Annotated in this window: 18 protein-coding genes; 3 read left to right on the top strand and 15 right to left on the bottom strand. The window is 45.3% G+C overall.

Features of this window, described 5'->3' with window-relative positions:
- Positions 1 to 27: 27 nt before the first annotated feature.
- Together murB and E2R65_RS07185 are read left to right on the top strand one after the other, a co-directional pair.
- Complete coding sequence (gene murB, locus E2R65_RS07180) at positions 28 to 1,047, top strand: UDP-N-acetylmuramate dehydrogenase (protein ID WP_134335800.1); 1,020 nt, start codon at positions 28 to 30, stop codon at positions 1,045 to 1,047.
- Positions 1,048 to 1,318: 271 nt separating this feature from the next.
- Entirely contained in the window at positions 1,319 to 1,855 is a 537-nt protein-coding gene (locus E2R65_RS07185) for an RNA polymerase sigma factor (RefSeq protein WP_134335801.1), read from the top strand.
- Between the two features lie 204 nt (positions 1,856 to 2,059).
- Here the strand turns inward: E2R65_RS07185 and E2R65_RS07190 are convergent, their stop codons facing one another.
- The 4 genes from E2R65_RS07190 to E2R65_RS07205 are packed head-to-tail and all read right to left on the bottom strand — an operon-like array spanning position 2,060 to position 4,410.
- A complete protein-coding gene (locus tag E2R65_RS07190; RefSeq protein ID WP_134335802.1) occupies positions 2,060 to 2,296 on the bottom strand; it encodes a cytochrome b5 domain-containing protein in 237 nt (78 codons plus the stop codon).
- Complete coding sequence (locus E2R65_RS07195) at positions 2,296 to 2,979, bottom strand: lycopene cyclase domain-containing protein (protein WP_134335803.1); 684 nt, start codon at positions 2,977 to 2,979, stop codon at positions 2,296 to 2,298. The genes E2R65_RS07190 and E2R65_RS07195 overlap by 1 nt, the downstream gene beginning before the upstream one ends.
- 2 nt (positions 2,980 to 2,981) lie before the next feature.
- Positions 2,982 to 3,551: a hypothetical protein gene (locus E2R65_RS07200; RefSeq protein WP_134335804.1), complete on the bottom strand. Its 570-nt coding sequence runs from the start codon at positions 3,549 to 3,551 to the stop codon at positions 2,982 to 2,984.
- Between the two features lie 25 nt (positions 3,552 to 3,576).
- Positions 3,577 to 4,410: a phytoene/squalene synthase family protein gene (locus E2R65_RS07205; RefSeq protein ID WP_134335805.1), complete on the bottom strand. Its 834-nt coding sequence runs from the start codon at positions 4,408 to 4,410 to the stop codon at positions 3,577 to 3,579.
- Between the two features lie 132 nt (positions 4,411 to 4,542).
- On the opposite strand from E2R65_RS07205, the gene E2R65_RS07210 reads away from it, so the two are divergent.
- A complete protein-coding gene (locus E2R65_RS07210; protein WP_240043113.1) occupies positions 4,543 to 6,057 on the top strand; it encodes a phytoene desaturase family protein in 1,515 nt (504 codons plus the stop codon).
- A gap of 196 nt (positions 6,058 to 6,253) precedes the next feature.
- On the opposite strand, the gene ilvA is transcribed toward E2R65_RS07210, so the two are convergent.
- From ilvA to ilvB, 11 genes are all read right to left on the bottom strand, one after another.
- A complete protein-coding gene (gene ilvA, locus E2R65_RS07215) occupies positions 6,254 to 7,504 on the bottom strand; it encodes a threonine ammonia-lyase IlvA (RefSeq protein WP_134335807.1) in 1,251 nt (416 codons plus the stop codon).
- 3 nt (positions 7,505 to 7,507) lie between these two features.
- Positions 7,508 to 8,674 (bottom strand): 2-isopropylmalate synthase, encoded by a 1,167-nt coding sequence (locus E2R65_RS07220; protein ID WP_134335808.1) that lies wholly within the window; start codon positions 8,672 to 8,674, stop codon positions 7,508 to 7,510.
- A gap of 137 nt (positions 8,675 to 8,811) precedes the next feature.
- Complete coding sequence (locus E2R65_RS07225; protein WP_134335809.1) at positions 8,812 to 9,570, bottom strand: class I SAM-dependent methyltransferase; 759 nt, start codon at positions 9,568 to 9,570, stop codon at positions 8,812 to 8,814.
- An 83-nt stretch (positions 9,571 to 9,653) separates the two neighbouring features.
- Positions 9,654 to 10,730, bottom strand: a complete 1,077-nt coding sequence (gene leuB, locus E2R65_RS07230; protein ID WP_134335810.1) for a 3-isopropylmalate dehydrogenase — start codon at positions 10,728 to 10,730, stop codon at positions 9,654 to 9,656.
- Positions 10,731 to 10,775: 45 nt separating this feature from the next.
- Complete coding sequence (locus E2R65_RS07235) at positions 10,776 to 11,561, bottom strand: methyltransferase domain-containing protein (protein ID WP_134335811.1); 786 nt, start codon at positions 11,559 to 11,561, stop codon at positions 10,776 to 10,778.
- 79 nt (positions 11,562 to 11,640) lie between these two features.
- On the bottom strand, positions 11,641 to 12,231 hold the full coding sequence (gene leuD / locus E2R65_RS07240) for a 3-isopropylmalate dehydratase small subunit (protein ID WP_134335812.1): 591 nt from the start codon (positions 12,229 to 12,231) through the stop codon (positions 11,641 to 11,643).
- 58 nt (positions 12,232 to 12,289) lie between these two features.
- Complete coding sequence (locus E2R65_RS07245; protein WP_134335813.1) at positions 12,290 to 12,721, bottom strand: GxxExxY protein; 432 nt, start codon at positions 12,719 to 12,721, stop codon at positions 12,290 to 12,292.
- A gap of 33 nt (positions 12,722 to 12,754) precedes the next feature.
- The gene (gene leuC, locus E2R65_RS07250; protein ID WP_134335814.1) at positions 12,755 to 14,167 is read right to left on the bottom strand and encodes a 3-isopropylmalate dehydratase large subunit; all 1,413 of its coding nucleotides are present in this window, start codon (positions 14,165 to 14,167) and stop codon (positions 12,755 to 12,757) included.
- Between the two features lie 90 nt (positions 14,168 to 14,257).
- Entirely contained in the window at positions 14,258 to 15,316 is a 1,059-nt protein-coding gene (gene ilvC, locus E2R65_RS07255) for a ketol-acid reductoisomerase (RefSeq protein ID WP_134335815.1), read from the bottom strand.
- A gap of 150 nt (positions 15,317 to 15,466) precedes the next feature.
- Positions 15,467 to 16,072 carry an acetolactate synthase small subunit gene (ilvN, locus tag E2R65_RS07260; protein ID WP_121246094.1) on the bottom strand — a complete coding sequence of 202 codons (606 nt, stop codon included), beginning with the start codon at positions 16,070 to 16,072 and terminating at the stop codon, positions 15,467 to 15,469.
- A gap of 43 nt (positions 16,073 to 16,115) precedes the next feature.
- Entirely contained in the window at positions 16,116 to 17,870 is a 1,755-nt protein-coding gene (gene ilvB, locus E2R65_RS07265; RefSeq protein WP_134335816.1) for a biosynthetic-type acetolactate synthase large subunit, read from the bottom strand.
- Positions 17,871 to 17,872 lie beyond the last annotated feature (2 nt).

Below are 17,872 nucleotides of genomic sequence, written 5' to 3' on the forward strand. Positions count from 1 at the left end.
ATTCGCCACATTCAAAATTATCATGTTATGCTGCAAATACAGGAGAACGTATCGCTTAAAAAATTCAACACTTTTGGTATTGATGCCAATGCCCGTTACTTTGCAGAGATAAGCCACGAAGACGAGCTGGCCGAACTTTTTGCCGACCCCCAATGGCTAAACATAAACCGCCTGGTATTGGGCGGTGGCAGCAATATGCTGCTGGTGAAAGATTTTGAGGGCCTGGCTATCCGTATAAATATTCGTGGGATAGAGCACCGCATTAGCCATGATGACGTTTTTGTAGATGTTGGCGCCGGCGAAGTGTGGAACGATCTGGTGAATTTTTGTGTAGACCGCAATTACGCCGGTATGGAAAACCTGAGCCTGATCCCCGGTTCGGTAGGTGCATCGCCCATCCAGAATATAGGCGCTTATGGTGTGGAGTTAAAGGATGTATTTGCCAGCTGCCGTGCTTTTGAAATAGCTACCGGTACGTTCCGCACCTTTAGCAAAGAAGATTGCAAATTTGGCTACCGCGAAAGCGTTTTTAAAACTGAACTTGCCGGGCAGTATATTATCGTATCGGTAAAGTTTCATTTATCGTTAAGGCCGGCTATCAATTTAAAATATGGCGCCATAGAGCAGGAATTAATAAACCGAGGTATCACCCGGCCTTCGATTGAAGATGTGTCAAAGGTGGTATCCTCTATCCGGGTATCTAAACTGCCAGATCCGTCTACCATTGGTAACGCAGGCAGCTTTTTTAAAAACCCGGTGATCGGCGAGGTGCAATTCCGGCTGCTGCAGGGGCAGTTCCCGGATGTAGTGAACTACCCGGCAGGCGAGGGGCAATACAAACTGGCTGCCGGCTGGCTGATTGAACAATGCGGCTGGAAAGGCAAAACAGTTGGCAATACCGGCACCTGGAAGAACCAGGCCCTTGTATTGGTGAACCACGGCGGCGCAACGGGCGAAGAAGTGTACAGTCTTTCGTCGCAAATCATAGACAGTGTGTACACTAAATTTGGCGTTATGCTACAACGAGAGGTTAATATTATAAGTTAATTAACTTAATTATAATTTAATTCTATACCATCCTTGCCTACAGTTAGTTAAACAATTAATTGTTTTAACTATTTGCTAATAACCTGTTAATAATACAATTGGGTGATAAATAGCCATAAATGCCTTGTTTATAGCTATTTGTGTTGCTTTAAATGGTTTTTGGGCAATTTTGTTTGGTAAATGCTACTAAAACAGTCACCTGTTCAATTTCATGTACTTTTCATAAAGTGGTACCATGTTTGTTTAATACTCAATATAAAACATTAACAGAATGACAAAGATTGAGTTTAACACCCTGGTATTACGTCAAGCAAGTTCATTAAGGTCATACGCCTTACATTTTACTCATGATGCAGACGATGCTAACGACCTTGTTCAGGATACAATGTTGAAAGCCATAACTTATTACAATAAGTTTAAAGAAGGCACCAACCTTAAAGGCTGGTTATATACCATCATGAAAAACACTTTTATCAACAATTATCGCCGTGTTGTTAAAATGAGCACTTTTGTAACTAAGAGTGATGAAATATCTTCTCCGAACCTGGTGTTCAGTTCAACTAAAAATCAGGGTGAAGCAAAATTTGTGATGGATGATATCAAACGTGCTTTAGACCGCTTACCATCAGATTACTATGTGCCGTTCACCATGTATTTTGAAGGCCATAAATATCATGAGATCGCCGATCATCTGGATATTCCTATCGGTACGGTTAAAACCCGTATCCACGTAGCCCGTAAATTGCTTAAAAAGAATTTAAAGGCTTATGATAACGGTGTTGCAAAACCAATCTTCGCCGAAAATTAATCAGCAAATAAACTCAACATATATATAGAAAAACCTGCCCCATAAAGGCAGGTTTTTTGGTTTGATAACATCGATACACACAGACACGTCATTGCAAGCGTAGCGTGGCAATCTTATATAGAATAGTTAACAACATGCGTGTAGAGGATTACCACGTCGCTATTGCTCCTTGTAATGAGGTTTATGATATTAAATAGAGTTGGCCTAAGATAATCGACCAACCACATCAAATTTCTCAAAAACCGTTTGGGTATGCGGCGCATCGGCTAACTCGGCTGTAAGATCCTGCCCGGCCCAGTGCTCATAATGTTTACCATTGCGCCAAAGGCGGCTTTCGGTAACATCGTATATGATACCTTTATAAGCCACCCATATCTGCGGCTTATCCTGCCCGTTGCGCAGGGCAAGCTGCGATTTGCTGTACACAGGTACCTCGGCCATTATACAGCGGGATTTTTACGGTTCTTAAAATATTCAAAAAAGCCGATGTTCATTAACAGGAGGGCCATGCTGTAAAAATGATCTTCAAAGGGGATGGTACCTGCCCGCAGGCCCAGGTTTTGGTGGTTGTTATACAAAACAACAGGGATACCGGTAAGCAGGCCGTTTACCAGGTAAAAGGGGATAAGCGAAACCAAATATGCCATATAAAACCTGCCCAGCCACTGCGCTTTAAACACAAAAAGTAAAAGAAGCAATATAACGGCTAATAAGGCGAATGTAACGGCTGTATAAAGCTTATCAAAATTATCCAGCAAAATAAAGGCCGATGCCAATGCCAGTAAGCCCGAAATACTGCGCGATACATCATTATTAGGCTGCCAGTTAACATAGTAGTTTAAACAGGCATATATAAATATGCAGGCAAAGGGCACGGTTAAAAAAAACAAGATCTCCTCCAGCGGCAGGCCAATAAATTTCAGGCCGATAATGTACCGGTCGTTAAAGGACCATACGCCATAAATGGTGAACAAAACATCCCAAAATAAAAACAGCAGCCCCGTGATAGCCATGCCCGGCCAGATGAATTTCCAGGTTTTAGCAAAGGCCACGCGCTTATCGAACGATAGCACAACCGGGAAAAAAATAGTGAGCACATTGATGAGCAGATAGGTGTATTTCACTCTTATAAGGCGGCTAAATGCCGGGTAAGGTTAAGATGTTCGGCAGGGGTGCAACGTTTAGATTCGATCAAAAAATTAATAATGGTTTTTACCAGTGCCGCATCTGCAGATGCGTAGTGCTTACGGTCTATCTGTTTGATGATCTCGGTACGGTCGGCCGCCAGGTTTTTGTTAAACCCTAAAAAGCCGGGCACATTATGTTCTACCGAAAACCGCATAAAGCGTATCTCGATATTGGCAGGATCGCGGGTTACAGCACCTTTAAAGCTTTTTTCCGCATCGTTCAGATACTTGATCTTAAAATAGGGGTTCCAGGCGTGCTTGGCTTTTAGCGCTTCCAGGGTGCCAATATAGCCGGTAATAAGCCCGGTTGGTTTTTTAATAGCGCCCAGGTTGCGGTAAAGCGAATCGGTAGTTTTGCTGCTGTTAATGGCCGTAAGCAATAATTTACGTATCACATGCAGGTTAGGCTCGGCAACATCATCGGTTATGGCTGTTGCGTTGGTATAGGTTACCGGCATCAGCAACAATAACAGCAATGATAGAAACAGGTATTTGAATTTAAGCAGCATTAGCTATATAACGATATGGATAATCTTAAATTATGTTGAGTTTTTGGTGCAGCCTGGCTTTAAAGTATAAACTTAACTTTTGCGTATCAGAAACCCTGATCCTTTTTTGCATAATGGTTAAAGCTGTTGTGGCCTTTATTTTTTTAAACAGCTGCAGGTAATATACATAGGCAACATAAACGCCCAGCCTGCTACCCGCAGGCAGCTGTTTTATCCCTTCAAGCGCATCATCAAAATCCTTTTTAATGTCGGTTTCTATCAGTTGCTTATCTGCCTCGGTAAAGTTGGTAAAATCAACCTCGGGGAAATACGTCCGTCCGCGGTCTTCATAGTCGGATTTGATATCCCGTAAAAAATTGATCTTTTGGAACGCCGAACCCAGGCTGCGCGCCTTGGGCACCAGCTTATCGTACAGGGGGGCATCGTTTTCACAAAATATCCGCAGGCACATCAGGCCTACTACTTCGGCCGAGCCGTAGATATAGGTTTTATATCCGTCGTCATCATAGGCGGTTTTATCCAGGTCCATCTTCATAGAGGTCAGGAAAGCCTCTATCAGATCTTTTTCGATGTTATATTTGTTTACCACCTGCTGAAACGATTGCAATACCGGGTTGGTGCTAATGCCACGGTCTATCGCTTTAAACGTTTCTTCCTTAAAGTCGTCTATCAGCTGGCGCTGGTCGTGGTCATAAAAAGTATCTACAATTTCGTCGGCGTAGCGCACAAAACCATAAATGGCATAAACAGGGTATCTGAAACGTTTATCGAACGCCTTGATACCGGTACTAAAAGAAGTACTGTATTTGGTGGTAATCAGCTTACTGCATTCAAAACAGGTTTCGTCAAATAAGTTCATCACCCAAAAGTACAAAATGAATGTTGGATTGTTTTAAAGCCTCAGCTAAATCCTCCCCAAAGGAGCAAACTTGCCAGCCATAATCATCATATTTTTCTTTCTTCAACCCTTCGCTAAAGGAGAAGGGGCGGGATGAGGCTTTTTTGCGTAATTTGGCTGCTGATGGATAAAAATAAAAAGATCATCGTAATTGGGGCGGGTTTTGCAGGCCTGGCATCTGCCTGTGTACTGGCTAAAGAAGGGTACAAAGTAACTGTTTTAGAAAAAAACGACCAGCCCGGCGGCCGTGCGCGCGTTTGGGAAAAGGATGGGTTTAAGTTTGATATGGGCCCAAGCTGGTACTGGATGCCGGACGTATTCGAGAATTTCTTTGCCATCTTCGGTAAAAAGCCATCAGATTTTTATGACCTGAAACGCCTTGACCCCGGCTATCGTGTTTACTATGGTAAAGACGATGTGCTGGATGTGCCTGCCAATATGGGTGAATTGGAAGCACTTTTTGACGAGATTGAGCCGGGCAGTAGTGCCGGCCTTCGTAAGTTTTTAGAGCAGGCGGCGTATAAATACAAAGTAGGTATGGGTGAGTATGTTTTTCGCCCTTCGCATTCCATTACGGAGTTTATTGATCTTAACCTGATCCGTAAAAGCTTTAGTATGCAATTGCTTACCAGCATGAGCAGCCATGTAAGGCAGTACTTTAAAAACCCTAAGCTGATCAAATTACTGGAGTTCCCGGTGTTGTTTTTGGGAGCAACCCCGCAGGATACACCCGCCATGTACAGCATGATGAACCATGCCGATCTGGCACTGGGTACCTGGTACCCCATGGGCGGGATGAACGAGATTGTGAAAGCCATGGTGAGCGTTGCCGAAAGCTATGGGGTAGATATCAAACTAAATACAGAGGTTACCAAAATTGATGTGGCCGGTAAGCAGGCAAAAAGCATCCAAACCAACAACGGTACCTACCAGGCCGATTTTGTGATTGCCGGGGCCGATTACGAACACATCGATCAGCATGTGTTAGCACAGCCGGACAGGAATTATACTGAAAAATATTGGGATAAGCGCACCATGTCGCCATCCAGCTTACTTTATTACATCGGTACCAATAAAAAGATAGCGGATATGCAGCATCACAACTTATTTTTTGATGAGGATTTTGAGCTGCACGCCAAAGAGATCTATAAAGATCCGCAATGGCCAAGCAAGCCGTTATTCTACGTTTGCTGCACCTCCAAAACCGACCCGGATGCCGCGCCCGAAGGTGGTGAAAACATTTTCTTCCTGATGCCTATAGCACCCGGATTGAACGATGACGAAGCCACCCGCGAAAAGTATTTTGATATCATGATCGACCGCTTTGAAAATATTACCGGCCAAAGCATCCGCGATGCGATAGTGGTGAAACGCAGCTACGCCCTAAAAGATTTTAAGGCAGATTATCATTCCTTTAAAGGGAATGCTTACGGCCTGGCCAACACGCTTGCCCAAACTGCATTCTTTAAACCGAGCATGCGGGCAAAGCACATCGAAAATTTACTGTTTACAGGCCAGTTGACCGTACCCGGCCCCGGCGTGCCGCCAGCACTGATATCCGGGCAGATAGCGGCATTAGAGGCGATGAAGGTGTTGGAGGGGAAATAAAAAAATGATTCCCTCCCTGGGGAGGGGTGCGTAGGGATGCGGAGCGGCAGGGAGGGGTATGTTCGCCTTGCTTAATGCCGAAACCCCTCCCTGCACGCTCCCGTTGGGAGGGAATCGCACAAGGCCTTTCACTCTGGAATAAAGAAGCCGTTCAGCATTTGCTGAACGGCTTCTTTACTTTAGTGTCTTAATTATATTACACTAAATACTCAAACAAAGTTTCATCCTTGTTCAGCTCAATTACTTCAAAGCGTTCTTCGGCCATGCGTTGGAGCAGGGCAGGGTAATCCTCGGCGTTTTTTAGCTCGATACCAACCAGGGCCGGGCCGTTCTCTTTAGAGTTTTTCTTGATGAATTCAAAACGGGTGATATCATCGCCGGGGCCTAAAACTTCGGTTACGAAGAGTTTTAACGCACCGGGGCGTTGCGGAAAGCGGACAATAAAATAATGTTTAAGCCCTTCGTAAAGCAACGATTTTTCTTTGATCTCGGCCATACGGTCGATGTCATTGTTACCACCGCTTATCACACAAACTACGGTTTTGCCTTTTATTTGTTCTTTAACAGCATCCAAAGCGGTAACAGAAAGAGCCCCCGCAGGTTCAACTACAATGGCGTCCTCATTATATAATTTTAGGATGGTAGTACAAACTTTGCCTTCCGGTACAGTAAGCATCTCATCCAATATCTCGCGGCAAATGGCAAAGGTTTTATCGCCCACGCGTTTTACGGCGGCGCCATCTACAAAGCGGTCTATGGTGGTTAATGCGGTATTCTGTTTGTTGGTAAGCGAGGTAAGCATTGATGGTGCGCCTTCGGGTTCAACACCTATCAGGGTAACGCCGGGCAGCTGTTGTTTTAAATAAGTACCCATACCTGCAGATAAACCGCCACCGCCAACGGGCATTATGGCTACGTCTATATGGGGCAGGTCCTGCAGCACTTCTACGCCAACTGTTCCCTGGCCTTCAATCACCCGGTGGTCATCAAACGGCGGGATGAACACCATGTTGTGCTCTTGTGTGTAGATCAATGCTTCACGCAGGCAATCGTCAAAGGTATCGCCGGTTAAAACCAGTTCTACGTTGCCATTGCCAAACATTTCTGTTTGTTTTACTTTTTGTTTTGGGGTGATCTCGGGCATAAATATTACGCCTTTAATACCTCTTTTTTTACACGAATAAGCCACACCCTGCGCATGGTTGCCTGCGCTGGCGCATACTACGCCGCGGCTTAGTTGCTCATCGCTTAATTGTGCTATCATATTGTATGCGCCCCTTAATTTATAGGAGCGTACAATTTGCATGTCTTCGCGTTTTAAATATATGTGGCACTCATATTTTGCAGAAAGGCCTTCGTTATATTCCAGGGGGGTATGCCTTACTACGGGTTTCAGCCGCTCGTAAGCCGTTTCAAAATCCAAATGCACTTCCGTTGCTGTATCCATCACTTAGTTCTTTACCAGCTTGTAGGCCACTAAGCTCTGCAAGTCGTCGTCATTTATATCCAGCTTGGCATCAGCAAGCGTTAAAAAGCGTTTATACACTTCAAATAGTTCATCCTTATCCAGCGTGTGGCCCAATCTTTCCAGGTGGAATTTAAGCGCATGGCGGCCGCTGCGGGCGGTCAGCACAATGCTGGCGCTGGGGAAGCCTACATCTTCCGGGCGAATGATCTCGTAGTTCTCGCGGTTCTTTAAAAAGCCGTCCTGATGGATGCCGCTGCTATGTGCGAAGGCATTGCTGCCTACTATGGCTTTGTTGGGCTGTACCGGCATGCGCATCTGGCTGCTGATCATGCGGCTCATTTCGTAAAAATTCTTGCTGTTTACATTGGTATGTAAACCAAGCGCCGAATGGGTTTTCAGGATCATCACCACTTCTTCAATAGAAGTGTTGCCTGCACGTTCGCCTATACCGTTAATGGTACCTTCTATCTGGCGGGCACCGTTCTGCAAACCGGCTATGGAGTTAGCCGTAGCCAACCCCAGGTCGTTGTGGCAGTGCACCGAAATAATAGCTTTATCGATATTCTTAACGTTCTCTTTGAGGAATTTGATCTTGGCGCCGTACTGGTCCGGCAGGCAATAGCCATTGGTATCCGGTATGTTCACTACAGTTGCACCGGCAGCAATCACAGCTTCTACCATCTGCGCCAGGAATACCACATCGGCACGGCCGGCATCCTCCGCGTAAAACTCGATGTCTTCCACGGCTTTTTTAGCATACTTTACAGCTTCAACTGCACGCTCTAAAATTTCTTTGCGGGTACTGTTGAATTTATGTTTGATATGCTGATCTGACGAGCCAATACCCGTATGGATACGCGGATGTTTGGCGTATTGCAGGGATTCGATAGCGGCATCAATATCGCCTTTGTTGGCGCGGGTAAGCGCACAAACGGTAGGTTCTTTAACGGCCTTGGAAATCTCTACAACGCTTTGAAAATCACCCGGACTTGAAACCGGGAAGCCTGCTTCTATAATATCCACGCCCAGCGCTTCCAGTTCGCGGGCTATATCGATCTTTTCGGGGGTTGTCAGCTGGCAGCCCGGTACCTGTTCGCCATCGCGAAGCGTGGTATCAAAAACATAAACGCGGTTAGGGTCGTGTAACATATTCTTATTTAGATTTGAGATGTTGGATTTGAGATTTGAGACTCACACCTTTCATCGGATTATTCGATTTTTTAATTCTTTTTTATTTAGTGAAAAATGAAGATCAAGCATGTATCTCACGCTTCATATCTCAATTCTCACATCTCCTTTATTGCTGTAAATCTTAATCTTTTATAATCTGCGTACCATTCGCCGTTATCGTTATAATAGGGCTCCAGCTCGTCGGTTATTTCATTTAGTATTTGTGGTAATTCATTTTCCGGTATCCCTGCAAAAAACGAAGGGCCAAACATGGTTAACCATTTGGCAACACCCTGGCGGCCATCTTGTAGTAATGTTTTGCGGTCGAAATGGGCCGTAAATGTTACCCGGAAACCTGCCGCTTCCAGTTTGCCGGCATATTGTGCCGTTGACGGGAAGTACCACGGGTTGTTTTCATCTACCTTATCATACCCATATTTGCTTAATACTTTTTTAGTAGCAGCAACCAGTTGCTGTACATTGCCTTTACCACCCATTTCGGCCACAAAACGGCCGCCGGGTTTTAAGGCTTCGTAAACAGACCGGATAGCCCCATCGGCATTCTTTATCCAATGCAGTGCTGCGTTTGAAAACACCGCATCAAACTTGTCATCAAAATGGAAGTCAGCACCATCGGCAACAAAAAAATCAACATTACTGTAGGTTTCGCTTGCTTTGGCTATCATCTCCGGTGATGCATCAATACCAGTTGCTACAGCACCCAGCTTTTGGATCTCGCTGGTTAAATAGCCCGTACCGCAACCCAAGTCAAGGATCCGCTCGCCCGGTTTTGTGTTAAGCAATTCCAATACATTCTCGCCGTATTGAAATACGAAGGAATGTTTGTCGTCATATAATTCAGCGTTCCATTTCATGTTGAGCCCCCTAACCCCCTTAAAGGGGGAATTTAATTCTATTATTAATTACCTCCTGCTCCCCCTTTAGGGGGCAGGGGGACTTACAAGTATTCTAATACCTTTTGCCCCATGGCTTTTGTGCCTAATATCTTGCTTTTGTCGGTATGCGCGTCGGCAATGTCGCCGGTGCGGTAGCCGTCTTTTAAAGTTTTGTCGATAGCGTCGGTTATCTTTTTAGCTTCATCTTTCAGTCCAAAGCTAATTTCCAGCATCAGCGCTACAGATAGGATAGAGGCTAGCGGATTAGCTTTATCCTGCCCGGCAATATCATGTGCCGAACCGTGGATAGGCTCGAAGAAACCTGTACCATCACCAATTGAAGCAGATGCCAGCATCCCCATAGAACCTGCAATTTGCGAAGCTTCATCCGTAAGGATATCACCAAACAGGTTGGCGGTTAATACCACATCAAACTTTTTAGGGTTTTTAACCAGTTGCATAGCGGCATTATCAATAAACATGTGTTCGGTTTCTACATCCGGGTATTGTTTGGCCAGCTCCTGCACTACCTCGCGCCACAGGCGGGATGATTCCAGCACGTTGGCCTTATCAACCGAACATAGCCTTTTGCCACGTACACGGGCAGCTTCAAATGCTTTAGTGGCAATGCGCTCCACCTCGTAACGGTGGTAGATCATCAGGTCCGACGCGGTGTTGCCATCTTCGCTGCGTTTTTTCTCACCGAAGTAAACATCACCCGTCAATTCGCGGAAGAATAAGATATCTGTTCCTTTTAAGATCTCGGGCTTTAAGCTTGATGCATCCAGCAATTCATCAAAAAGCATGATAGGGCGCAGGTTGGCGTACAAACCCAATTCCTTACGGATCTTCAATAAACCCTGCTCCGGGCGTACTTTGGCAGATGGGTCGTTATCGTATTTGATGTGACCGATAGCGCCAAAAAGGATGGCATCACTGGCTTTTGCTTTTGCTAAAGTTTCGTCAGGCAGTGGCTCGCCTGTAGCCTCAATGCCGGCGTGGCCCATCAGGGCTTCGTCGAAAGTGAACTCGTGGCCAAAATCGGCACCAATTTTTTCTAATACGGCTTTACCCCAGGTGGTCACCTCGGGGCCAATACCATCACCGGATATTACTAATATGTGTTTTTTAACTCCCATGCCCCCATACCCCCTTAAAGAGGGATTTTTTTAATGTGTTATATTTTAATTTACGCCGCGTACTTCTTTTAGTTTCATCACCATCAGTTGCGCGTTGCTTGCTATCCATTTGTTATAATCTTCGATGGCTTTTAAGCGGTCGGCATCATCAATGTAGCCTTCCTCCACCATCTGGGTAGATCTTGCTACCGACGACCAGATCCCGATCTTAGACAGAAAGTTTGGCTCGCCTTTTTTGTAATATTCGTTGGCATCTAAAACCTCCACATTTGCTAAACCGGCTTCGGTAAAGTAACCGGGCAGGTCTTCGGCTATATGGTTGTTCATAGCCGCATCGCCACGCCATCTTAAAAAGGTGGCGTAAAACTGGCGCATACTTGCCGGTGGTTCGGGCTGCCATTCTAAAGCTTCGTGGTTATAATCTAACACAGATAATATACCACCCGGCTTAAGCATACTTTTCAATTTTGCCACAGCTTCCTGTGGGTTGCTTAACCATTGCAGTACCCTTGCGGCTACGATCAGGTCGAACTTTTCTGTAGGTTCGTAAGTGAACAGGTCGGCATGGATCAGTTCCAGGTTAGCTATATCGGCATAGGTTTCTTTACCGCTTTCAATAAAGTAGGCTGTATTGTCTATCCCGGTTACGTGGCCTGTTGAACCAACTATTTGGGCAATGCCCTTAGAGATAGCCCCGGTACCGCAACCGATATCCAGCACGCGCCAGCCTTGCTTTAGCAGGGGTGGTAGTGTAGCATAATCGGCTTCCAGGCTGCGTTCGTCAAATAACTTTGCAGTACCTGCGCCTTCCCGTTTTATCTCTTTGTTCATTAGTTCACTGGTTCATTTGTTCAATAGTTCATTGGTGGATAGTTTGTAGCCTAACCATTCACTACTCCCTATTCACCATTTACCGCGCAGCTTCAAATTCCTCTACCAATTCCTTTTTGCTCAGGATATAGTCAATGTCATCGTAGCCGTTGGTCATGCAGGCCTTTTTGTAGGGGTTAACCTCAAAGCTTTCCTGCTCGCCTGTTTTTACAATTTTAATGAATTGGTCTACCAGGTCAATTTCCACCTCAGCGTGCGGATCTGCGTCTATCACCTCGAATAATCTCTTTAGGAAATCGTCGCTTACCTGTACCGGTAGTAAACCATTGTTTAGGGCATTCCCTTTAAAAATATCGGCAAAAAAGCTGCTTACTACGGCATCAAAGCCATAATCGGCAATGGCCCAGGCGGCATGCTCGCGGCTGCTGCCACAACCAAAGTTTTTACCCGCAACCAGTATTTTACCGCTGTAGATAGGATGGTTCAGTACAAAATCAGGTTTCGGGTTACCGTCGTTATCAAAACGCCAGTCGCGAAACAGGTTATTGCCAAAACCCTCGCGGGTAGTGGCCTTTAAAAAACGAGCAGGGATGATCTGGTCCGTATCGATGTTCTCGATAGGTAAAGGCACCACGCTGGTTTGGATGTGTTTGAAAATTTTGGTACTCATCTTAATTAGATTTTTGTCTGAACTCGAATTTATTGAATTAATGAATTTTTGGAATTTACTATTCTGTTTTCAAGCAGTAGTTTAATTCGAATTTAGACTGTATTTTTTTATTTAGTAACCTTTTGAATTGAAGGCTCTGACTTCCGAAATTTATTAATAATCCAGTTCTTATATTATAAGCTTCAAGGTAGTTTATACCTTGCGCGAGATGCACATCTTCTAATGTTATTATAGCTTTAAGCTCAACCATTATTTCGCCCTCAACAAAAAAATCAACCCGGCGTGTGCCAATTTGCTCTCCTTTGTAATGGATAGGCATTTCCATCTCTCTTATAAATCTTAAACTTTCTGATGCTAACTCAATTTCTAAAGCTCTTTGATAAATTACTTCCTGGAAACCATTACCCAAAACTGAATGAACGCGCATAGCACAACCTATGATCTTGCTTGTGCAATCACCAAACTGTTCGGGTGTTCTTTTTATTTCCATTCTGTTAATTCAATCAATTCGTTTAATTCGAGTTCAGACAACTTCCTCAGACAAAAATTCCCTGATATCAGTAACCTTACCTGTAATGGCGCTTGCTGCCGCGGTTAACGGGCTTGCCAGGAAGGTGCGTGAATTAGGGCCTTGCCTGCCTTCGAAGTTCCTGTTAGAGGTAGATACACAGTATTTACCTGCCGGGATCTTATCTTCATTCATACCCAGGCATGCGCTGCAGCCCGGTTCGCGTAAAGGGAAACCTGCCGCATCAAAGATCTTATCCAGACCTTCTCGGATGGCTTGCTCTTGTACTTGCTTAGAGCCGGGAACTACCCAAACCGTTACATTTTCGGCCTTGTGTTTGCCTTTTACAAATTGGGCAACTTCGCGCAGGTCTTCTATACGGCTGTTGGTGCAACTGCCGATAAAAACGTAGTCGATAGGTTTGCCCAACAATTGCTGGTCGTCATGCAGGCCCATGTAATCGAGGGCTTTTTTGTAAGAGCCTTGTTCCTTTTGCTCAAAAGAAGCCGTTTCCGGCACATGCTGTGTAACGCCGATACCCATTCCAGGATTGGTTCCGTAGGTGATCATCGGCTCAATATCTTCAGCTTTAAAGCTTAATATGCTGTCAAACTCCGCATCTTCATCAGAGTACAAAGTTTGCCAGTAAGCTACGGCCTTGTCCCACTCTTCGCCTTTAGGGGCAAATTCGCGTCCTTTAACGTAGTTGATGGTTGTTTCATCAGGCGCTATCAATCCGCAACGGGCACCCATTTCGATGCTCATATTACAGATGGTCATGCGGCCTTCCATGCTTAATGCACGGATGGTATCTCCGGCATACTCTACCGCATAGCCTGTACCGCCTGCTGCAGAAATTTGTGAAATGATGTACAGGATGATATCTTTTGCGCCAACGCCTTTTTGCAACCGGCCGTTAACTTCTATCTTCATTCTTTTTGGGCGCGATTGCAGCAAACACTGGGTTGCCATAACCTGCTCTACTTGTGACGTACCTATACCAAACGCTATGGCACCAAAGGCGCCGTGTGTAGAGGTATGGCTGTCGCCGCAAACATAAGTACCACCCGGACGGGTGATGCCCAGCTCGGGGCCTATAACGTGGACGATACCCTGGAATGGATGCCCCAAACCGTAAAGCTCGATGCCGAACTCTGCGCAGTTTTTGGTAAGCATATCCACCTGGTATCGGGAAAGTTCTTCTTTAATGGGGAGGTGCTGGTCCCAGGTTGGGACGTTGTGATCGGCCGTGGCAACGGTTTGTTGTGGCCTGAAAACCGGTAACCCTCTTGCACGCAAACCATCAAATGCCTGCGGACTGGTTACCTCGTGTATAAAATGTGTATCGATGTATAAAATATCAGGAAAACCCTCGTTGCTACTGACGACGTGTGCATCCCAAATTTTGTCAAATAATGTTTGTCCCATGTTTTTAAGTATAAAGTCAAAAGTGGAAAGTTAAAAGTGTAAAGAGGAAGCTTGTGGCTTTAAACTTTACACTTTTAACCTTAAACTTCCTTATGCTTCTACAGCCTGGTTCTCGGGGCGTAAACTGCGTACAGTTTTGCCTGCCTGCCATAATTCGCTGTCGCGTAGTTCTGCTAATTCAGCATCTAATTTCTCGCGGTAATCGGTTTTGCTGTTAGAATCTATAGAACGTTGTGATTCTACACCGGTAGCAACACTTTTGTATAGGTCTTCGAATACAGGCTTGGTAGCATCACGGAATTTTTTCCACCAGTCTAATGCACCACGTTGTGCAGTAGTAGAGCAATTGGCGTACATCCAGTCCATACCGTTTTCTGCAACTAATGGCATTAACGATTGGGTTAATTCTTCAACCGTTTCGTTAAACGACTCAGATGGTGAGTGACCGTTTGAACGCAACACTTCGTACTGTGCAGCAAAAATACCCTGGATACAACCCATCAGCGTACCACGTTCGCCGGTTAGATCGCTATATACTTCTTTCTTAAAATCTGTTTCGAACAGGTAACCACTGCCTACAGCAATACCTAAAGCGATAACACGCTCAAAAGCTTTACCTGTAGCATCCTGGAAGATAGCGTAGCTTGAGTTTAAGCCGCGGCCTTGCAAAAACATACGGCGTAATGACGTACCCGAACCTTTAGGTGCAACCAAAAATACATCCACATCTGCAGGAGGGATAATGCCGGTTTGCTCGTTAAAAGTGATACCAAAACCATGAGAGAAGTAAAGTGCTTTGCCCGGGGTTAGGTGTTTTTTAACAGTTGGCCATAAAGCTATCTGTGCTGCATCGCTCAATAAATAGCAAATAACGGTTCCTCTTTCTAAGGCTTCTTCAATTTCAAAAAGGGTTTCGCCGGGTACAAAGCCATCGTTTACAGCTTTATCCCAGGTTTTTGTGCCTTTACGCTGGCCAACAATTACGTTAATGCCATTGTCTTTTTGATTAAGTGCCTGGCCCGGGCCCTGAACGCCGTAGCCAATTACTGCTACAACTTCGTCTTTTAATACTTCCTGAGCTTTTGCTAAAGGGAACTCGTCGCGGGTTACTACATTTTCTTCACTACCGCCGAAATTTAGTTTTGCCATTGTTTTTGTTTTTACTTTGATCTCACCGATTGCACCGATGATGTTGATTTTTATTGTGATTTATAATTACTATTTATGATTACACTGATTGATTGTTGATTTCACCGATTAGAAACTACTCTCTATTCACCACTCTCCAATCACTAATACCTACATCGTAAACACTTTTTGCCCCTGGTTAAGGTATTCGTTTTCTATCACGTCTTCGCCCGGCTCCAGTCTTTCAAACTCGCGCAGTTTGCTGTTAAAGCCTTCGCTATCTTTAATAATGGCCACGCGTGCGCTTCGTACAAATTCTATCAGGCCGTAGGGCTGTAATATGCTGATCAGGTTATCGGTTTCTTCGCGATGGCCGGTAGTTTCAAACACGGTATAGTCTTTACGCAATACCACCACACGTGCGCCGTTTTCGCGCAGTAAACGCTCTACGCTTACCTTTTCGGCAATCACATCGGTAGATACCTTGTATAACGCCAGTTCCTGCCAAATAACATCGGCATTGGTATGATAATACACCTTTAACACTTCCACCTGTTTTTCTATCTGGCGGGTTAGCTTACGCACCACTTCTTCAGATTCGGTTATCACGATGTTAAAACGGTGGATGCTCTCTATCTCAGACGGAGAGGTGTTTAAACTATCTATGTTGATCTTACGGCGGGTAAATATTATAGCAATCCGGTTTAATAAACCTATCTGGTTTTCGGTGTAAACCGTTATGTTAAATTCCTGCTTCTCGTTATCCTGATTTTCCATCTTTTCTTTTTTCAATTCCCCCTTCAGGGGGTTAGGGGGCTTCTTATTTTAACCTGATCTCGCTTACACTGCAACCTTGCGGTACCATCGGGAATACATTATTCTCTTTGGTTACCATTACTTCTAAAAGGAACGAACCGGGGTTGTTCAGCATCTCGTTCAACGCTGTAGGCAGGTCCTTACGGTCGTCTATCATTTTGCCGGGGATGCGGTAAGCTGCTGCCAGTGCCACAAAATCCGGGCTCTGGATATCTACAAACGAATAACGGCGGCGGTTAAACAATTCCTGCCACTGGCGAACCATGCCCAGGAAACGGTTATTCAGGATGATGATCTTTACATCGATGCCGCTTTGCATAATGGTACCCAACTCCTGGCAGGTCATCTGGAAACCACCATCGCCAATAATAGCCACCACGGTTCGGTCTTGCGCACCAAACTTAGCACCTATGGCTGCAGGCAGGGCAAAGCCCATTGTGCCTAAACCACCGCTGGTAACGTTGCTGCGGGTGTTGTTAAACTGCGCATAACGGCAGGCTACCATCTGGTGCTGGCCAACGTCGGTCACAATAACGGCTTCACCTTTCGTGATCTCGTTCAGTTGTTTGATAACCTCGCCCATGGTCATTTCGTCCGTGGTAGGGTTAAGTTCGTTATGTATAACCTGTTCCACTTCCTGGCGGGTATAATCGTTGAATTTGGCCAGCCATTCGGTATGTTGTTTTTCTGCTACCAATGCGGTCAGCATCGGTAGAGTTTCTTTGCAATCGCCCCAAACAGGTACGGTTGATTTTACATTCTTATCGATCTCGGCAGGGTCAATATCCAGGTGAATAACTTTGGCCTGTTTGGCGTATTTGTCTAAACGGCCGGTTACACGATCATCAAAACGCATACCTATCGCGATCAATACATCGCAATCGTTGGTTAAAACGTTTGGCCCGTAGTTACCATGCATGCCCAGCATCCCTACGTTTTGCGGATGATCTGTTGGGATTGCACCTGCGCCCAATATGGTCCATGCTGCGGGGATACCGCTTTTCTCAACAAAAGCTTTAAACTCCTGCTCGGCACTGCCTAATATTACACCCTGTCCCCATAAAATAAATGGTTTTTTGGCAGAATTGATCAGCTCGGCAGCTTCTTGTATATACTGCGGGCGAACGATAGGTTTTGGCCTGTAGCTGCGGATATGGTTACATTTAATATAACCTTCGTAATCAAACTTCTGGATCTGTGCGTTTTTGGTAATATCTATTAAAACCGGGCCGGGCCTGCCGCTTTTGGCAATGTAAAACGCCTTGGCAATCACCTCGGGTATCTCGGTAGCATCAGTTACCTGGTAGTTCCATTTGGTAACCGGGGTGGTGATGTTTATTACATCTGTTTCCTGGAAGGCATCGGTACCTAAAAGGTGCGCGAAAACCTGGCCTGTTATACATACTAACGGCGTACTATCAATTTGTGCATCCGCTAAACCCGTAACCAGGTTAGTAGCGCCCGGGCCACTGGTAGCAAACACTACACCTACCTTACCCGATGTACGCGCATAACCCTGGCCGGCATGAATGCCGCCCTGCTCGTGGCGAACCAGGATGTGGGTCAGCTTGTCGCTATAGTCATACAAGGCATCGTAAATAGGCATAATTGCGCCACCGGGGTAACCAAAAATAGTATCCACACCTTCCACAATCAGGGCTTCCAATAACGCTTCTGATCCTGAAAGTTCTACGGTTGGTGATTTTGCAGGTTCTGCTGCTTTTTCACTTACTTCTTGTGTGATTGTTTGTGTTTCCATTT

Source organism: Mucilaginibacter phyllosphaerae, assembly GCF_004378255.1.
GTDB classification, from domain to species: domain Bacteria; phylum Bacteroidota; class Bacteroidia; order Sphingobacteriales; family Sphingobacteriaceae; genus Mucilaginibacter; species Mucilaginibacter phyllosphaerae.

Excerpts from the sequence above, each read along its gene's own strand:
- murB (WP_134335800.1), top strand. The coding sequence starts at position 28 with ATGCTGCAAATACAGGAGAACGTATCGCTTAAAAAATTCAACACTTTT.
- E2R65_RS07185 (WP_134335801.1), top strand. The coding sequence starts at position 1,319 with ATGACAAAGATTGAGTTTAACACCCTGGTATTACGTCAAGCAAGTTCA.
- E2R65_RS07190 (WP_134335802.1), bottom strand. The coding sequence starts at position 2,296 with ATGGCCGAGGTACCTGTGTACAGCAAATCGCAGCTTGCCCTGCGCAAC.
- E2R65_RS07200 (WP_134335804.1), bottom strand. The coding sequence starts at position 3,551 with ATGCTGCTTAAATTCAAATACCTGTTTCTATCATTGCTGTTATTGTTG.
- E2R65_RS07205 (WP_134335805.1), bottom strand. The coding sequence starts at position 4,410 with ATGAACTTATTTGACGAAACCTGTTTTGAATGCAGTAAGCTGATTACC.
- E2R65_RS07210 (WP_240043113.1), top strand. The coding sequence starts at position 4,543 with ATGAGGCTTTTTTGCGTAATTTGGCTGCTGATGGATAAAAATAAAAAG.
- ilvA (WP_134335807.1), bottom strand. The coding sequence starts at position 7,504 with ATGGATACAGCAACGGAAGTGCATTTGGATTTTGAAACGGCTTACGAG.
- E2R65_RS07220 (WP_134335808.1), bottom strand. The coding sequence starts at position 8,674 with ATGTTACACGACCCTAACCGCGTTTATGTTTTTGATACCACGCTTCGC.
- E2R65_RS07225 (WP_134335809.1), bottom strand. The coding sequence starts at position 9,570 with ATGAAATGGAACGCTGAATTATATGACGACAAACATTCCTTCGTATTT.
- leuB (WP_134335810.1), bottom strand. The coding sequence starts at position 10,730 with ATGGGAGTTAAAAAACACATATTAGTAATATCCGGTGATGGTATTGGC.
- E2R65_RS07235 (WP_134335811.1), bottom strand. The coding sequence starts at position 11,561 with ATGAACAAAGAGATAAAACGGGAAGGCGCAGGTACTGCAAAGTTATTT.
- leuD (WP_134335812.1), bottom strand. The coding sequence starts at position 12,231 with ATGAGTACCAAAATTTTCAAACACATCCAAACCAGCGTGGTGCCTTTA.
- E2R65_RS07245 (WP_134335813.1), bottom strand. The coding sequence starts at position 12,721 with ATGGAAATAAAAAGAACACCCGAACAGTTTGGTGATTGCACAAGCAAG.
- leuC (WP_134335814.1), bottom strand. The coding sequence starts at position 14,167 with ATGGGACAAACATTATTTGACAAAATTTGGGATGCACACGTCGTCAGT.
- ilvC (WP_134335815.1), bottom strand. The coding sequence starts at position 15,316 with ATGGCAAAACTAAATTTCGGCGGTAGTGAAGAAAATGTAGTAACCCGC.
- ilvN (WP_121246094.1), bottom strand. The coding sequence starts at position 16,072 with ATGGAAAATCAGGATAACGAGAAGCAGGAATTTAACATAACGGTTTAC.
- ilvB (WP_134335816.1), bottom strand. The coding sequence starts at position 17,870 with ATGGAAACACAAACAATCACACAAGAAGTAAGTGAAAAAGCAGCAGAA.